This window comes from Pseudomonas sp. TH49 (assembly GCF_016650625.1).
Taxonomy (GTDB): Bacteria; Pseudomonadota; Gammaproteobacteria; order Pseudomonadales; family Pseudomonadaceae; genus Aquipseudomonas; species Aquipseudomonas fluorescens_H.
Window position 1 is genome coordinate 275692 of the sequence record NZ_JAEKFL010000001.1, and the last position, 14632, is coordinate 290323.

15 protein-coding genes are annotated in these 14632 nt (G+C 59.4%); 2 read left to right on the plus strand and 13 right to left on the minus strand.

The annotated features are described in order from the left end of the window. The first annotated feature begins 150 nt into the window (after window positions 1-150). On the plus strand, window positions 151-474 hold the full coding sequence (gene fdxA, locus JFU48_RS01440) for a ferredoxin FdxA (RefSeq protein ID WP_003222178.1): 324 nt from the start codon (window positions 151-153) through the stop codon (window positions 472-474). 613 nt (window positions 475-1087) lie between these two features. Here fdxA and rpoS read toward each other — a convergent pair. From rpoS to JFU48_RS01480, 8 genes are all read right to left on the minus strand, one after another. Next, window positions 1088-2095: an RNA polymerase sigma factor RpoS gene (gene rpoS / locus JFU48_RS01445; protein WP_103486013.1), complete on the minus strand. Its 1008-nt coding sequence runs from the start codon at window positions 2093-2095 to the stop codon at window positions 1088-1090. Between the two features lie 105 nt (window positions 2096-2200). After that, on the minus strand, window positions 2201-3082 hold the full coding sequence (locus JFU48_RS01450) for a peptidoglycan DD-metalloendopeptidase family protein (protein ID WP_003222174.1): 882 nt from the start codon (window positions 3080-3082) through the stop codon (window positions 2201-2203). Window positions 3083-3294: 212 nt separating this feature from the next. Further along, window positions 3295-3930, minus strand: coding sequence for a protein-L-isoaspartate(D-aspartate) O-methyltransferase (locus tag JFU48_RS01455; protein ID WP_169841266.1), 636 nt, complete (start codon window positions 3928-3930; stop codon window positions 3295-3297). A 41-nt stretch (window positions 3931-3971) separates the two neighbouring features. After that, window positions 3972-4721 (minus strand): 5'/3'-nucleotidase SurE, encoded by a 750-nt coding sequence (gene surE, locus JFU48_RS01460; RefSeq protein WP_003222170.1) that lies wholly within the window; start codon window positions 4719-4721, stop codon window positions 3972-3974. Then, window positions 4709-5767 (minus strand): tRNA pseudouridine(13) synthase TruD, encoded by a 1059-nt coding sequence (gene truD, locus JFU48_RS01465; RefSeq protein WP_201135686.1) that lies wholly within the window; start codon window positions 5765-5767, stop codon window positions 4709-4711. The genes surE and truD overlap by 13 nt, the downstream gene beginning before the upstream one ends. After that, on the minus strand, window positions 5764-6237 hold the full coding sequence (ispF, locus tag JFU48_RS01470) for a 2-C-methyl-D-erythritol 2,4-cyclodiphosphate synthase (protein ID WP_007964300.1): 474 nt from the start codon (window positions 6235-6237) through the stop codon (window positions 5764-5766). Before ispF ends, truD begins: the two co-directional genes overlap by 4 nt. A gap of 43 nt (window positions 6238-6280) precedes the next feature. Continuing rightward, window positions 6281-7126, minus strand: coding sequence for an S-formylglutathione hydrolase (gene fghA / locus JFU48_RS01475; protein ID WP_201135687.1), 846 nt, complete (start codon window positions 7124-7126; stop codon window positions 6281-6283). A 65-nt stretch (window positions 7127-7191) separates the two neighbouring features. Beyond that, the gene (locus JFU48_RS01480; protein WP_201135688.1) at window positions 7192-8304 is read right to left on the minus strand and encodes an S-(hydroxymethyl)glutathione dehydrogenase/class III alcohol dehydrogenase; all 1113 of its coding nucleotides are present in this window, start codon (window positions 8302-8304) and stop codon (window positions 7192-7194) included. Between the two features lie 117 nt (window positions 8305-8421). On the opposite strand from JFU48_RS01480, the gene JFU48_RS01485 reads away from it, so the two are divergent. Further along, window positions 8422-9318 (plus strand): LysR substrate-binding domain-containing protein, encoded by an 897-nt coding sequence (locus JFU48_RS01485; RefSeq protein WP_103486008.1) that lies wholly within the window; start codon window positions 8422-8424, stop codon window positions 9316-9318. Between the two features lie 143 nt (window positions 9319-9461). Here JFU48_RS01485 and ispD read toward each other — a convergent pair whose 3' ends face one another. The 5 genes from ispD to JFU48_RS01510 all read right to left on the minus strand — a co-directional run bounded on the left by ispD (window position 9462) and on the right by JFU48_RS01510 (window position 14543). After that, window positions 9462-10169 (minus strand): 2-C-methyl-D-erythritol 4-phosphate cytidylyltransferase, encoded by a 708-nt coding sequence (gene ispD / locus JFU48_RS01490; protein WP_201135689.1) that lies wholly within the window; start codon window positions 10167-10169, stop codon window positions 9462-9464. After that, a complete protein-coding gene (ftsB, locus tag JFU48_RS01495; protein WP_003222158.1) occupies window positions 10166-10444 on the minus strand; it encodes a cell division protein FtsB in 279 nt (92 codons plus the stop codon). The genes ispD and ftsB overlap by 4 nt, the downstream gene beginning before the upstream one ends. Before the next feature lie 171 nt (window positions 10445-10615). Beyond that, complete coding sequence (gene eno, locus JFU48_RS01500; RefSeq protein ID WP_003222156.1) at window positions 10616-11905, minus strand: phosphopyruvate hydratase; 1290 nt, start codon at window positions 11903-11905, stop codon at window positions 10616-10618. A gap of 156 nt (window positions 11906-12061) precedes the next feature. Then, entirely contained in the window at window positions 12062-12907 is an 846-nt protein-coding gene (gene kdsA, locus JFU48_RS01505; protein ID WP_003222154.1) for a 3-deoxy-8-phosphooctulonate synthase, read from the minus strand. A 4-nt stretch (window positions 12908-12911) separates the two neighbouring features. Continuing rightward, the gene (locus tag JFU48_RS01510) at window positions 12912-14543 is read right to left on the minus strand and encodes a CTP synthase (protein WP_003222153.1); all 1632 of its coding nucleotides are present in this window, start codon (window positions 14541-14543) and stop codon (window positions 12912-12914) included. Window positions 14544-14632 lie beyond the last annotated feature (89 nt).

Consider the following 14632-nt stretch of genomic DNA (forward strand, 5'->3'; position numbering starts at 1 on the left):
GGATATAACGCAAACGGCTTCAAGCTGTTAGAATCTCGCGCGGTTTGGGATGCTGCTGGCTAATAGCCTGGCTGGCAGACATCGCTCCCGAACCTGGCGACCCCAACCGTGAAGGGGCAACGCTGCCGCCGCCTGAGGAGAAAATTAGAAATGACCTTCGTCGTCACCGACAACTGCATCAAGTGCAAGTACACCGACTGCGTAGAAGTCTGTCCGGTGGACTGCTTTTACGAAGGCCCGAACTTCCTGGTGATTCACCCGGATGAGTGCATCGACTGCGCCCTGTGCGAACCGGAATGCCCGGCCGTCGCGATTTTCTCCGAGGACGAAGTTCCGGAGGATATGCAGGAGTTCATTCAACTGAACGTTGAATTGGCCGAAATCTGGCCGAACATCACCGAGAAGAAAGAATCGCTGCCGGATGCCGAAGAGTGGGATGGCGTCAAAGGCAAGATCAAAGACCTAGAACGCTGATCTGTCGCGCGTTACGAAAAGGCCCTTTGCGGGCCTTTTTGCTTTCCGGGTTTTACTTTTCTACAGGCAAAAAAAGGGGCGGTTTGACCCGCCCACATTTTTTCCCTATTCCCTGTGTTCCTTTTCATCGTCCTGATGAATCGCGTCCTGCGATGTCCATTCCCCTCTTCCTTGAAGGGCGTGTCTGTCCGTCGACACAGTGCTGATACTAAAGAGTTCCCTGCCGAGATCAATCGGCGTTGCGGGCTGAAAAACCCTGTAATAAGCACTTCACAATAAAAAATAAGCTTTTAAATCAACTAGTTAAACTCGATCACTCTGAGCAATCGACGTCTGCCGTCCTGCAAAAATAGGGAACACTTACGAAAGAGTAAGCCAAGGCTTACACCGTGAGACTACAAACGATGGAAATGCTGACCGTATGTCCGGCAATGAACTTTGTGGCGAGGCAGCTTGCTCTCGCTTGAGTGCGCAGCGCTCATGAGTCTTTGGGGATTGCTGCGCAATCCGGCGGGAGTAAGCGCCCTCACCACAGACAGTCATCAGCCAATATCCGAGCAATAAAAAAACCCCGAACCAGTCGGGGCTTTTTATGGGCGGGTTTCAGAGGCGCTTACTGAAACAGCGACTCGCTCGACAGGCCATTCTTCTCGAGAATCTCCCGAAGGCGCTTCAGGCCCTCCACCTGGATCTGCCGCACCCGTTCCCGGGTCAGGCCGATCTCCAGGCCTACATCTTCCAGCGTGCTGCTCTCATGCCCGCGCAGGCCGAAGCGGCGTACAACCACCTCGCGCTGCTTGTCGGTCAGTTCCGAGAGCCATTGATCGATGCTCTGCGACAGGTCGTCATCCTGCAGCAGTTCGCATGGATCGGTCGGACGGTCATCCGTCAGGGTGTCCAGCAGGGTTTTATCCGAATCCGGACCCAGCGAGACGTCGACCGAAGAAACCCGCTCGTTCAGGCCGAGCATGCGCTTGACCTCGCCCACCGGTTTTTCCAGCAGGTTGGCGATTTCTTCGGGTGAAGGTTCGTGATCGAGCTTTTGCGTCAGTTCCCGTGCCGCCCGCAGGTACACGTTGAGTTCCTTGACCACATGAATCGGCAGCCGGATGGTCCGGGTCTGATTCATGATCGCGCGCTCGATGGTCTGACGAATCCACCAGGTAGCGTAGGTCGAGAAGCGGAAGCCGCGCTCGGGATCGAACTTTTCCACCGCGCGGATCAAGCCGAGGTTGCCCTCTTCGATCAGATCCAGCAGCGACAGCCCTCGATTGACGTAACGCCGGGCGATCTTCACGACCAGCCGCAGGTTACTTTCAATCATGCGCTTGCGCCCCGCCGGATCGCCACTTTGCGACAGACGCGCGAAGTGAACTTCTTCCTCGGGGGAGAGCAGTGGAGAAAAGCCGATTTCGTTGAGATACAGCTGCGTGGCATCGAGTGCCCGAGTGTAGTCGATGTACTTGTGTTGCTTAAGTGAAGCGGAGTGTTTGGATCTGGAACGAACGGAAGGTGGAGCAGCCCCTTCATCATTCGACATCGAATCCGAATCGATGCCGGTCTCCATAAGGAGAACCTCATCGTCGATGTCAAACTCCGGCACTTCTTTACTGAGAGCCATTGTTATAGTCCTTTGGTGAGTTCGACCCCAAGCTCAAGCGACGCCTTTATCCTTGGCAGCGCTGGAGCCTGTCCCCTCTACGCGACGGAACAGGCTGGCCTCAAATCAACGTTTGGGCAGGAACTGCAGCGGATCTACAGGTTTACCTTGTCGGCGAATCTCAAAATGCAGTTTCACCCGGTCTGTACCCGTTGACCCCATTTCGGCAATTGTCTGTCCGACCTTGACCTGCTGCCCCTCCCGTACCAACAGCCTGCGGTTATGTCCGTAGGCACTGACGTAGGTTTCGCTGTGTTTGATGATGACTAATTCGCCGTAGCCCCTTAAGCCACTCCCGGCGTAAACCACCGTCCCATCAGACGCAGCTAAAACAGGCTGTCCCAAATCTCCGGCGATATCAATTCCTTTATTCAAACTACCGTTTGAAGAGAATTTTCCAATCAGAATGCCATTAGATGGCCATCCCCAGCCGGTCGGGGCCGGACCCGGTGGAGGCAGTGGAGCAGGTGCCGATTTACTGGCGACGGACGGTGCAGCCCCCGCAGAACCAGCACCGGAGCCGGTCACCGTGGTGGTCGTCGTGCCATTCGCCTGGCGCCGGATTACCGTAGTCTTGCTCGACGATGATGGCGCGGAACCACCGTTGCTTACCACCGCCGTCGGCGTTGAACCGGTACGGCCGTCAAAGCGAATTGTCTGACCCGGGTGGATCGTATACGGCGTAGGAATATTGTTCCGGGCAGCGAGGGCTTTGTAGTCCCAGCCGTAGCGAAAAGCGATGGAAAACAGCGTATCGCCCGGACGGACTACATACTGCCCGGTCGTGACGGCCGGACGCTGGGCCGCCGCACTGTTGCGATCGACCACCCGCACGTTGCTCGATTTGGTGCTGGAGCAACCGACCAGCAAGGTGCTCAAGACAAGGCCAGTCACCAGGCGCTGAAAGCTCGTGTTACCCATACGCTGCGCAATGACTGTGAGACTCACCCGCCGCTCCCTTTGTGGTGGCTGAAAAAATTTGGAATGCCCATTCAGGCATGAGGTGTCGCAAGTATAACGGGCCGCGCCGTCTTTACCTTTAATGAAGCGAAATCGCTGCACGCACACGTTTGCCAAGGCCCGATCGACTGCGTTTAAACGCTCGCTGCCGCTGTAAGACCGAAGCCAACGCCAGGAATTCAGCGCCCGCAAACAAATGCTCAGGCCAGTGGGCCATTGAGCAATGGCACGAAGCGCACCGCCCCCAGAACGTGACGAGAAAAGCCGTGTTCTTCGCGCACGATCAGCATCAGTTGCTGCACTTCCCCCGAGCCGACCGGAATCACCATCCGCCCACCCGGTGCCAGCTGATCGAGCAACGCCTGCGGCACATCGGTCGCAACCGCGGTGACGATGATGCCGTTGTACGGCGCCAGCGCCGGCCAGCCTTCCCAGCCATCGCCCCAGCGGAACACCACGTTACGCAGGTTCAGTTCGACCAGACGTTCCTTGGCCCGATCCTGCAGAACCTTGATGCGCTCGACCGAGAACACCCGTTCGACCAGTTGCGACAGCACGGCCGTCTGGTAACCCGAACCGGTGCCGATCTCCAGCACCTTGTCCAGCGGCCCCGCCTCCAGCAGCAGCTCGCTCATGCGCGCCACCATATAAGGCTGAGAGATGGTCTGGTTGTGGCCGATCGGCAGCGCGGTATCTTCGTAGGCACGGTGCGCCAGCGCTTCATCGACAAACAGATGACGCGGCGTACGGCGGATCACTTCCAGCACCTTGGCGTTGGACAGGCCTTCTTCGTAGAGACGCTGGATCAGACGTTCGCGCGTGCGCTGCGACGTCATGCCGATGCCGCTGCGCAGTCTGTCTTCGTGTTCACGAGCCATCAGCGCAGTCCCTCCAGCCAGCCGTCGAGGCTTCTGAAGGCATCGTTGAAGGTGCGATCGAGCTGCAACGGCGTGATCGACACATAGCCCTGCATCACCGCATGAAAATCAGTGCCCGGGCCGCCGTCTTCGGCATCGCCGGCAGCAGCAATCCAGTAACCGGCCTTGCCCCGCGGATCGACCACTTTCATCGGCGCTGCCGCACGGGCGCGATGGCCCAGACGGGTCAGCTGAATGCCCCGAATATGGTCGATCGGCAGATTGGGAATGTTCACGTTCAGCACCGTACGCGGCGGCAGGTCCAGCCCGGCATGGGCCTCGACCAGTTTGCGCGCGAAATGCGCCGCTGTCGCCAGATTGTCCACCTGTCGCGAACACAGCGAGAACGCAAACGAAGGGCGCTCGAGAAAGCGTCCTTCGAGGGCTGCCGCCACAGTGCCGGAATACAGCACGTCATCGCCAAGATTGGCACCGAGGTTGATCCCGGAAACCACCATGTCCGGCTCGCGCTCCAGCAGGCCGTTAAGGCCCAGGTGCACGCAGTCGGTCGGCGTACCGTTGAGGCTGATGAAACCGTTGGCCAGGTATTGCGGGTGCAGCGGACGGTCGAGCGTCAGCGAACTGCTGGCGCCGCTTTTGTCCTGCTCCGGGGCGATAACCACGCACTCGGTGTAATCCGCCAGCGCAGCATAAAGCGCGGCGAGACCGGGTGCGGTTACCCCATCGTCGTTAGAAATCAGAATACGCATGGGCTGTCCGTCTGCCCCACCGGCACCAGATCAACGAGTTCGCGCACCAATACGGTGGCGAAGCATCCGGCCGGGAGGACGAATTCCAGTTGCAGAATGTCAGGCTGGGGATAATGCCACGACAACCCGCCAATGGGCAGTCGCAGGATGCGACGTTCGTGGCTCATTCCGGCATTGATCAACCAATCGCGCAGATCCGCCTCGCGCTCGGCAATCCCCTGCTCCAGGTCATGGACAGCGCCGGCAGTCGGTGAGTCACCTTCGCCCCACTGCGGGCCGGTCGGGTGCAGGTCGAGAATCGCCAGGCGCGGATCGTTGCATTCGGCCTCACCGGCCGGGAAGAAACTGCGGCTGTCGGTAAACGCCAGCAGGTCGCCGACCTGCGCTTGCTGCCAGGTGCCATCGGCCACCCGGGCGGCCAGCACCTGATTGAACAGAAAACTGCGCGCCGTCGACAGCAGCCGCGAACGCACATTGCGCTGCTCGGGCAATGCCTTGCGCGCCGCCCAGGCACGCGCATCAACGACGTTGCCGCCGTCATGGCCGAAACGCTGGGCGCCGAAATAATTGGGAATGCCTTGCCTGGCGATCAGTTGCAGACGCTGTTCGATCGCGTCCTTGTCGCCGGCAAACTGGGTCAGGCGCAAGGTGAAGCCGTTGGCCGAATGCGCGCCGCGTTGCAGCTTGCGCTTGTGGCGCGTGGTCTTGAGGATCTTCAACGTGTCGTTTTCCGCCGCCGACAGATCCGGGTCGGCCTTGCCCGGCAGTTGCACGCTGAACCACTGACGGGTCAGTGCCTGACGATCCTTGAGCCCGGCATAACTGACGGTGCGCAATGGCACGCCGGCGGCCTTGGCGATGCGCCGTGCCGCTTCTTCGGTGTTCAGACCACGCTTTTCGACCCAGATCCACAGGTGTTCGCCATCGCCGCTGAACGGGATGTCGAGCACTTCATCGACCTGGAAATCTTCGGCGATGGCTTTCAGTACCGCAGTGCCGAGTGGTTCGCCATAGGCGCGCGGGCCGAGCAATTGCAGTTCGTTCATGCGCGCAGCAACAAGGCAACGGAGTGTACGGCGATGCCTTCTTCGCGACCGACAAAGCCGAGTTTTTCGGTGGTGGTAGCTTTCACGTTCACTTGATCCAGCTCAACTTGCAGATCGGCGGCGATCAACGCGCGCATCGCTTCGATATGCGGGGCCATTTTCGGCGCCTGAGCGACGATGGTGTTGTCGACGTTGCCGACTTTCCAGCCCTTGGCGTGGATCAGCGCGACCACATGCCGCAGCAGCACGCGGCTGTCGGCGCCCTTGAATTGCGGGTCGGTGTCCGGAAAGTGCTTGCCGATATCGCCCAGCGCGGCCGCGCCAAGCAACGCATCGCTCAAGGCGTGCAGCAGGACGTCACCGTCGGAATGAGCGAGCAGCCCGAAGCTGTGTGCAATGCGCACGCCGCCCAGAGTAATGAAATCGCCTTCAGCGAAACGGTGAACATCGTAGCCGTGGCCAATACGCATAAAAAAACGCCCCGATTTTTGTCAGGGCGTGATTCTACCTGCATTAGCCGCGCAGAGCGCGTGCGTGATGCTGCAAGTGGTCGTCTATGAAGCTTGAGATGAAGAAATAGCTGTGGTCGTAGCCCGGTTGCAGGCGCAACGTCAGCGGATGATCCGCTTGTTTTGCCGCTTGTTGCAGGGCTTCGGGCTTGAGCTGGTTTTCGAGGAAATCGTCGCGATCCCCCTGATCGACCAGTAACGGCAGTTTTTCGGCGGCTTCAGCGAGCAGCGCGCAGGCATCCCATTCTTTCCACTTGGAGCGATCTTCACCCAGGTAACGGGAGAACGCCTTTTGCCCCCACGGACAATCCATTGGATTGTTGATCGGCGAAAACGCCGACACCGACTGGTAACGCCCCGGATTGCGCAGCGCACAAACCAGTGCACCGTGGCCGCCCATGGAATGGCCGCTGATGCTGCGTTTATCCGACGCCGGGAAATGCGCTTCAACCAGTGAAGGCAATTCCTGCACGACGTAGTCATGCATCCGATAGTGCCGCGACCACGGTTCCTGCGTGGCATTCAGGTAGAACCCGGCTCCGAGGCCGAAATCCCAGGCGCCATCCGGATCACCCGGCACATCCGGGCCACGCGGACTGGTGTCCGGCGCGACGATGATCAGACCGAGTTCAGCGGCCATGCGCATCGCACCGGCCTTTTGCATGAAGTTCTCGTCGGTGCAGGTCAGGCCGGACAGCCAATACAGCACCGGCAGCTTGCCACCCTGCTCCGCTTGTGGCGGCAGATACACGGCAAACACCATGTCGCAGCCGAGCACGTCGGAACGGTGGCGATAGCGCTTGTGCCAGCCGCCGAAACTTTTCTGACAGGAGATGTTTTCCAGACTCATGTAAAGACTCCTACGCGGCCCCGGCTACAAACCTTCAAGTTCTGTAGCTGGGGCGTCGCGATTGATCAGAAATGAATGACGGTACGGATGCTCTTGCCTTCGTGCATCAGGTCGAAGGCCTTGTTGATGTCATCCAGACCCATGGTGTGGGTAATGAAAGTATCCAGCGGAATCTCGCCGCTCTGCGCCATGTCGACATAGCTTGGCAGCTCGGTACGGCCACGCACGCCACCGAACGCCGAACCACGCCAGACGCGACCGGTCACCAGTTGGAATGGACGGGTGGCGATTTCCTGGCCGGCACCGGCAACGCCAATGATCACCGACTCGCCCCAGCCCTTGTGGCAGCATTCCAGCGCGGCGCGCATCAGTTGCACGTTGCCGATGCATTCGAAGGAGAAGTCGACGCCGCCATCGGTCATGTCGACGATCACTTCCTGGATCGGACGATCGAAGTCTTTCGGATTGACGCAATCGGTAGCGCCCAGCTGCTTGGCGATTTCGAACTTGGCCGGGTTGATGTCGATGGCGATGATCCGCGCAGCCTTGGCTTTCACTGCGCCAATGACTGCCGACAGACCGATGCCGCCGAGACCGAAGATCGCCACGGTGTCACCTGGCTTGACCTTCGCAGTGTTGATCACCGCGCCGATACCAGTGGTCACGCCGCAACCGAGCAGGCAGACTTTTTCCAGCGGCGCATCCTTGGCGATTTTCGCCACGGAGATTTCCGGCAGCACGGTGTATTCCGAGAAGGTCGATGTCCCCATGTAGTGGAAAATCGTTTGGCCCTTGTAGGAAAAGCGCGAAGTGCCGTCCGGCATCAGACCTTTACCCTGAGTAGCGCGAATCGCCTGACACAGATTTGTCTTGCCCGACTTGCAGAATTTGCACTGACCGCATTCCGGGGTGTACAGCGGAATCACGTGGTCACCAACCGCAACAGACGTCACGCCCTCACCGATGGCCTCAACGATCGCACCGCCTTCGTGGCCGAGGATCGACGGGAAGATGCCTTCCGGGTCAGCACCGGACAGGGTGTAGGCGTCGGTGTGGCAAACCCCGGAAGCCACTACGCGCAGCAACACTTCACCGGCCTTGGGCATGGCCACATCGACTTCTACGATTTCCAGCGGCTTCTTGGCCTCGAACGCAACAGCGGCGCGCGACTTGATCATGCTGACTCTCCAGTGAATCCATTGAATAAAAAAACCAGATCGGCAGTGTAGTACAGCGCGATCTGATGAATAATCCGGACAAAAGCAAAACATTATTGCCATACAGGGATAATCCCGATGTCGGAAAACCGCTGGGAAGGCATCGACGAGTTCGTCGCCGTCGCCGAATGCAGCCAGTTCACCGCCGCAGCAGAACGCCTCGGGGTTTCGTCCTCGCACATCAGTCGACAAATCGTACGACTGGAGGAGCGATTGCAGACGCGTCTGCTCTATCGCAGTACCCGTCGCGTGGCTCTGACCGAAGCCGGACAGACCTTTCTGCAGCATTGTCAGCGCCTGCAGGACGGTCGCGAAGAAGCCCTGCGCGCGGTCGGCGATCTGACCAGCGAACCCAAAGGCATGCTGCGCATGACCTGTGCCGTGGCGTATGGCGAACGGTTTATCGTGCCGCTGGTGACGCGGTTCATGGGGCATTACCCACAACTGCGGATCGATATCGAGCTGACCAACCGCCAGCTCGATCTGGTGCATGAAGGGCTGGATCTGGCGATTCGTCTGGGTCGGCTGCAGGATTCGCGGTTGGTCGCCACCCGCCTGGCGCCGCGTCGGATGTATCTGTGCGCGTCCCCTTCCTACGTTGAACGGTATGGCCGCCCACACAGTTTGTCGGAACTGAGCCGCCACAATTGCCTGATCGGCAGCTCGGATCTGTGGCAACTGGAACAGAACGGTCGGGAATTTTCCCAGCGCGTGCAGGGAAACTGGCGCTGCAACAGCGGGCAAGCGGTGTTGGATGCGGCGCTGCAAGGGGTAGGCTTATGCCAGTTGCCGGACTATTACGTGCTGGAGCATTTGCACAGCGGGGCGCTGATTTCTTTATTGGAGGCGCATCAGCCGCCGAATACGGCGGTGTGGGCGTTGTATCCGCAGCAGCGGCATTTGTCGCCGAAGGTGCGCAAGCTGGTGGATTTCTTGAAGGAAGGATTGGCCGAGCGGCCGGAGTATCGGAGCTGAGTTATGCGGTGCCTGAGCAGCCGTCTTCGCGAGCAAGCTCGCTCCCACAGGGGATCCGTAGTGGATGCAGATTGGGTGTCAGGCGCCAATCAAATGTGGGAGCGAGCTTGCTCGCGAAGGCGGCAGAACAGGCGCCACAGCATTCAGCGCCGATTGGCCCAACGCTGACGCAACCACTCCAGGTCTTCCGGCCGGGTGACCTTGAGGTTGTCCGCCCGCCCTTCGATCAGTCGTGGCGCCAGACCGGCCCACTCCATCGCCGAGGCTTCATCGGTAATCACGGCATCCGCCACCAGACTGTCAGCCAACGCTCGATGCAACGCACCGAGGCGGAACATCTGCGGTGTATACGCCTGCCAGATCACGCTGCGATCAACGGTTTCGAGCACACGACCGTGCTTGTCGACCCGCTTCAGGGTGTCCCGCGCTGGCACGGCCAGTAAACCGCCAACGGCATCGTCCGCCAGTTCAGCCAACAACTTGTCGAGATCGTCACGACTCAGGTTAGGTCGGGCCGCATCGTGGACCAGCACCCAGTCATCGTCATCGGCACCCTGCGCATGCAAATGCAGCAAGGCATTGAGCACCGACCCGGAACGCTCGGAGCCGCCCTCGACCCGCTGAATTCGCGAGTCGCTGGCGCAGGCGAGGTTCGGCCAATAGGGATCATCAACAGCAAGACTGACCACCAGGCCTTTGAGGCTCGGGTGATCGAGGAAACAGCCGAGGCTGTGTTCAAGAATTGTGCGCCCGCCCAGTTGCAGGTATTGCTTGGGACGGTCCGCGGCCATTCGGGCACCGACGCCCGCGGCAGGAATCACGGCCCAGAAGGCCGGCAGAGAATCGATCATTGCGCGAGCTGGTAAAGGGTTTCACCGTCCTTGACCATGCCCAGCTCATGGCGAGCCCGCTCTTCAACGGTCTCCATGCCTTTTTTCAGCTCGCTGACCTCAGCGTCCATCACCCGGTTGCGCTCCAGCAGGGCTTCGTTCTCGGCGTGTTGATCAGCAATCTGCTGATTCAGCTCGGCGACCTGCGCCAGACTGCCATTGCCCACCCACAGGCGGTACTGCAGACCGGCCAGCAGCAAGAGCAAAACGAGAAACAACCAGTAAGGACTGCGCATCGAATATCAGGTATCCAGTGAAAAAAGACAGCCACGCGAAAACTTTGAAACGTCTGATAGCACGAAGCCTGGAAGATCCAGGCTTGTGCATATAAGGCATCAGATTAGTGGCAAATCCATCGCTGTCACGACTTTTCCGACACAATCCGGTGTCTTTTTACCATTTACCACTCAGCCGCGGAACTCGCTGCGACCGTTGTACTTGGCTTTGCCATTCAACTGCTCTTCGATACGCAGCAGTTGGTTGTACTTGGAAACGCGGTCGGAACGGCACAGCGAACCGGTCTTGATCTGGCCAGCCGAGGTGCCCACAGCCAGGTCGGCAATGGTCGAGTCTTCGGTTTCGCCCGAACGGTGCGAGATCACGGCGGTGTAACCGGCAGCCTTGGCCATCTGGATGGCTTCCAGGGTTTCGGTCAGGGTACCGATCTGGTTGAACTTGATCAGGATCGAGTTGGCGATCTTTTTATCGATGCCTTCTTTCAGGATCTTGGTGTTGGTCACGAACAGGTCGTCACCGACCAGTTGAGTCTTCTCGCCGATCTTGTCGGTGAGGATCTTCCAGCCAGCCCAGTCGGACTCGTCCAGACCGTCTTCGATCGAGATGATCGGATAACGTTCGGTCAGACCTTTCAGGTAGTCGGCGAAACCTTCAGCGGTGAACACCTGGCCTTCGCCGGACAGGTTGTACTTGCCGTCTTCGTAGAATTCGCTGGCTGCGCAGTCCAGCGCCAGGGTCACGTCGGTGCCCAGCTTGTAACCGGCGTTGGCCACGGCTTCGGAGATCACTTTCAGCGCGTCTTCGTTGGACGCCAGGTTTGGTGCGAAACCGCCTTCGTCGCCAACGGCGGTGCTCAGGCCACGGGCCTTCAGCACAGCTTTGAGGTGATGGAAAATCTCGGTGCCCATGCGCAGACCTTCCGAGAAGGTCTTGGCGCCAACTGGCTGCACCATGAATTCCTGGATGTCGACGTTGTTATCGGCGTGCTCGCCACCGTTGATGATGTTCATCATCGGCACCGGCATCGAGTACACACCCGGGGTGCCGTTGAGGTTGGCGATGTGTGCGTACAGCGGCAGATCCTGGTCCTGTGCAGCCGCCTTGGCCGCAGCCAGGGACACCGCGAGGATGGCGTTGGCGCCCAGGGTTGCCTTGTTTTCGGTACCGTCGAGCTTGATCATCGCGTGGTCGAGGGCTTTCTGGTCGCTTGGGTCAGTGCCCAGCAGCAGATCGCGGATCGGACCGTTGATGTTGGCTACCGCCTTGAGCACGCCCTTGCCCAGGTAACGGCTCTTGTCGCCATCACGCAGCTCGAGCGCTTCACGCGAGCCAGTGGATGCACCGGACGGCGCGCAAGCGCTGCCGATGATGCCGTTGTCGAGAAGCACGTCCGCTTCCACGGTGGGATTGCCACGGGAGTCGAGAACTTCACGACCTTTGATGTCGACGATTTTTGCCATTGTTGTAAACACTCCAAAGTTGACGAAAACGACGCAGCTAGAGGAAATCTTTTTACCGTCGGCAAGTGGTGTGCAGCGGGCAGCTTGCAGACGACAACGCACATGCCCGAGGGCATGTGCGACAAATCGTGCGGTACTTTACCGGAGAAATGAGGTTTACGCGGTTTCTACCGTCGGAAAACTCTTCACCAGTTCGTCCAAAGCTTTGAGCTGGGCCAGAAATGGCTCCAGTTTGTCCAGACGCAAGGCGCAAGGGCCGTCGCATTTGGCGTTGTCCGGATCCGGATGCGCTTCGAGGAACAGACCGGCCAGCGCCTGGCTCATGCCGGCCTTGGCCAGATCCAGAACCTGTGCACGGCGACCGCCGGCGGAGTCGGCACGACCGCCAGGCATTTGCAGCGCGTGGGTCACGTCGAAGAATACCGGGTACTCGAACTGCTTCATGATGCCGAAGCCGAGCATATCGACCACGAGGTTGTTGTAGCCGAAGCTCGAACCACGCTCGCAGAGGATCAATTGATCGTTACCCGCTTCCACGCACTTGTTCAGGATGTGTTTCATCTCCTGAGGCGCGAGGAACTGGGCTTTCTTGATGTTGATCACAGCGTTGGTCTTGGCCATCGCCACGACCAGATCGGTCTGGCGCGACAGGAAGGCCGGCAGCTGGATGATGTCGCAGACTTCAGCGACGACCGCGGCCTGATCAGGCTCGTGGACGTCGGTGATGATCGGCACGCCGAAGGCTTGCTTGATGTCCTGGAAGATGCGCATGCCCTCTTCCAGGCCAGGACCGCGATACGAGGTCACAGAAGATCGGTTGGCCTTGTCGAAACTGGCCTTGAACACGTAAGGGATACCGAGTTTCTCGGTGACCTTCACGTACTCTTCGCAAACCTGCATGGCCATGTCACGGCTTTCCAGCACGTTCATGCCGCCGAACAGCACCATGGGCTTGTCGTTGGCGATCTCGATGTTGCCAACGCGGATGATCTTCTGTGCCATCGGGTTACGCCTTCTTCTGGTGTTGAGCCAACGCAGCTTTCACGAAACCGCTGAACAGCGGGTGACCGTCACGTGGCGTCGAGGTGAACTCCGGGTGGAACTGGCAAGCGACGAACCATGGATGATCCGGTGCTTCGACCACTTCAACCAGCGCGGCATCAGCGGAGCGACCGGAGATTTTCAGGCCGGCTTCGATGATTTGTGGCAGCAGGTTGTTGTTCACTTCGTAGCGGTGACGGTGACGTTCGACGATCACGTCCTTGCCGTAGCAATCGTGCACCTTGGAGCCGGCTTCGAGCAGGCATTCCTGAGCGCCGAGGCGCATGGTGCCGCCCAGATCGGACGCTTCGGTACGCACTTCAACGGCGCCGGTGGCGTCTTCCCACTCGGTGATCAGACCCACGACCGGATGGCCGCTGGCGCGATCGAACTCGGTGGAGTTGGCGTCTTTCCAGCCCAGCACGTTACGGGCGAACTCGATGACCGCCACTTGCATGCCCAGGCAGATACCCAGGTATGGAACCTTGTTTTCACGAGCGTACTGAACGGCAGTGATCTTGCCTTCCACGCCGCGCAGACCGAAGCCGCCCGGAACGAGGATCGCGTCGACACCTTCGAGCAGCGCAGTGCCCTGGTTCTCGATGTCTTCGGAATCGATGTAACGCAGGTTGACCTTGGTACGGTTGGTGATGCCGGCGTGACTCATCGCTTCGATCAGCGACTTGTAGGCGTCCAGCAGCTCCATGTACTTGCCGACCATCGCGATGGTGACTTCGTGCTCTGGGTTGAGCTTGGCATCGACGACCTTTTCCCACTCGGACAGGTCGGCGCCATTGCATTGCAGGCCGAAACGCTCGACGACGAAATCGTCCAGACCCTGAGCGTGCAGCACGGCCGGGATCTTGTAGATGGTGTCGACGTCTTCCAGGGAAATCACCGCACGCTCTTCAACGTTGGTGAACAGCGCGATCTTGCGACGCGACGACACATCCACCGGATGGTCGGAGCGGCAGATCAGCACGTCTGGCTGCAGGCCGATCGAACGCAGCTCTTTAACCGAGTGCTGGGTTGGCTTGGTTTTGGTCTCGCCAGCGGTGGCGATGTACGGAACCAGCGTCAGGTGCATCAGCATCGCGCGCTTGGAACCGACTTCCACACGCAGTTGACGGATGGCTTCGAGGAACGGTTGCGATTCGATGTCGCCAACGGTACCGCCGATTTCCACCAGGGCCACGTCGGCATCGCCGGCACCCTTGATGATGCGACGCTTGATTTCGTCGGTGATGTGCGGAATCACCTGGATGGTTGCACCCAGGTAGTCACCACGGCGCTCTTTGCGCAGCACGTGCTCGTAGACACGACCGGTGGTGAAGTTGTTGTTCTGGGTCATGGTCGTGCGGATGAACCGCTCGTAGTGGCCCAGGTCCAGGTCGGTCTCGGCGCCGTCGTGGGTGACGAACACTTCACCGTGCTGGAACGGGCTCATGGTGCCCGGGTCGACGTTGATGTACGGATCCAGCTTAAGCATGGTGACCTTAAGCCCCCGCGCCTCCAGGATGGCCGCCAATGAAGCCGAGGCAATGCCTTTCCCCAATGAAGAAACAACACCGCCCGTGACGAATATGTAGCGCGTCATGAAAAACCCTAGAAGTCTGCGTTAAAGCGGTACGAGCCGCCGGGGAAAGCGAAGGAAGGCCGAAGCCCCCGATCACCTGCATTAATCAC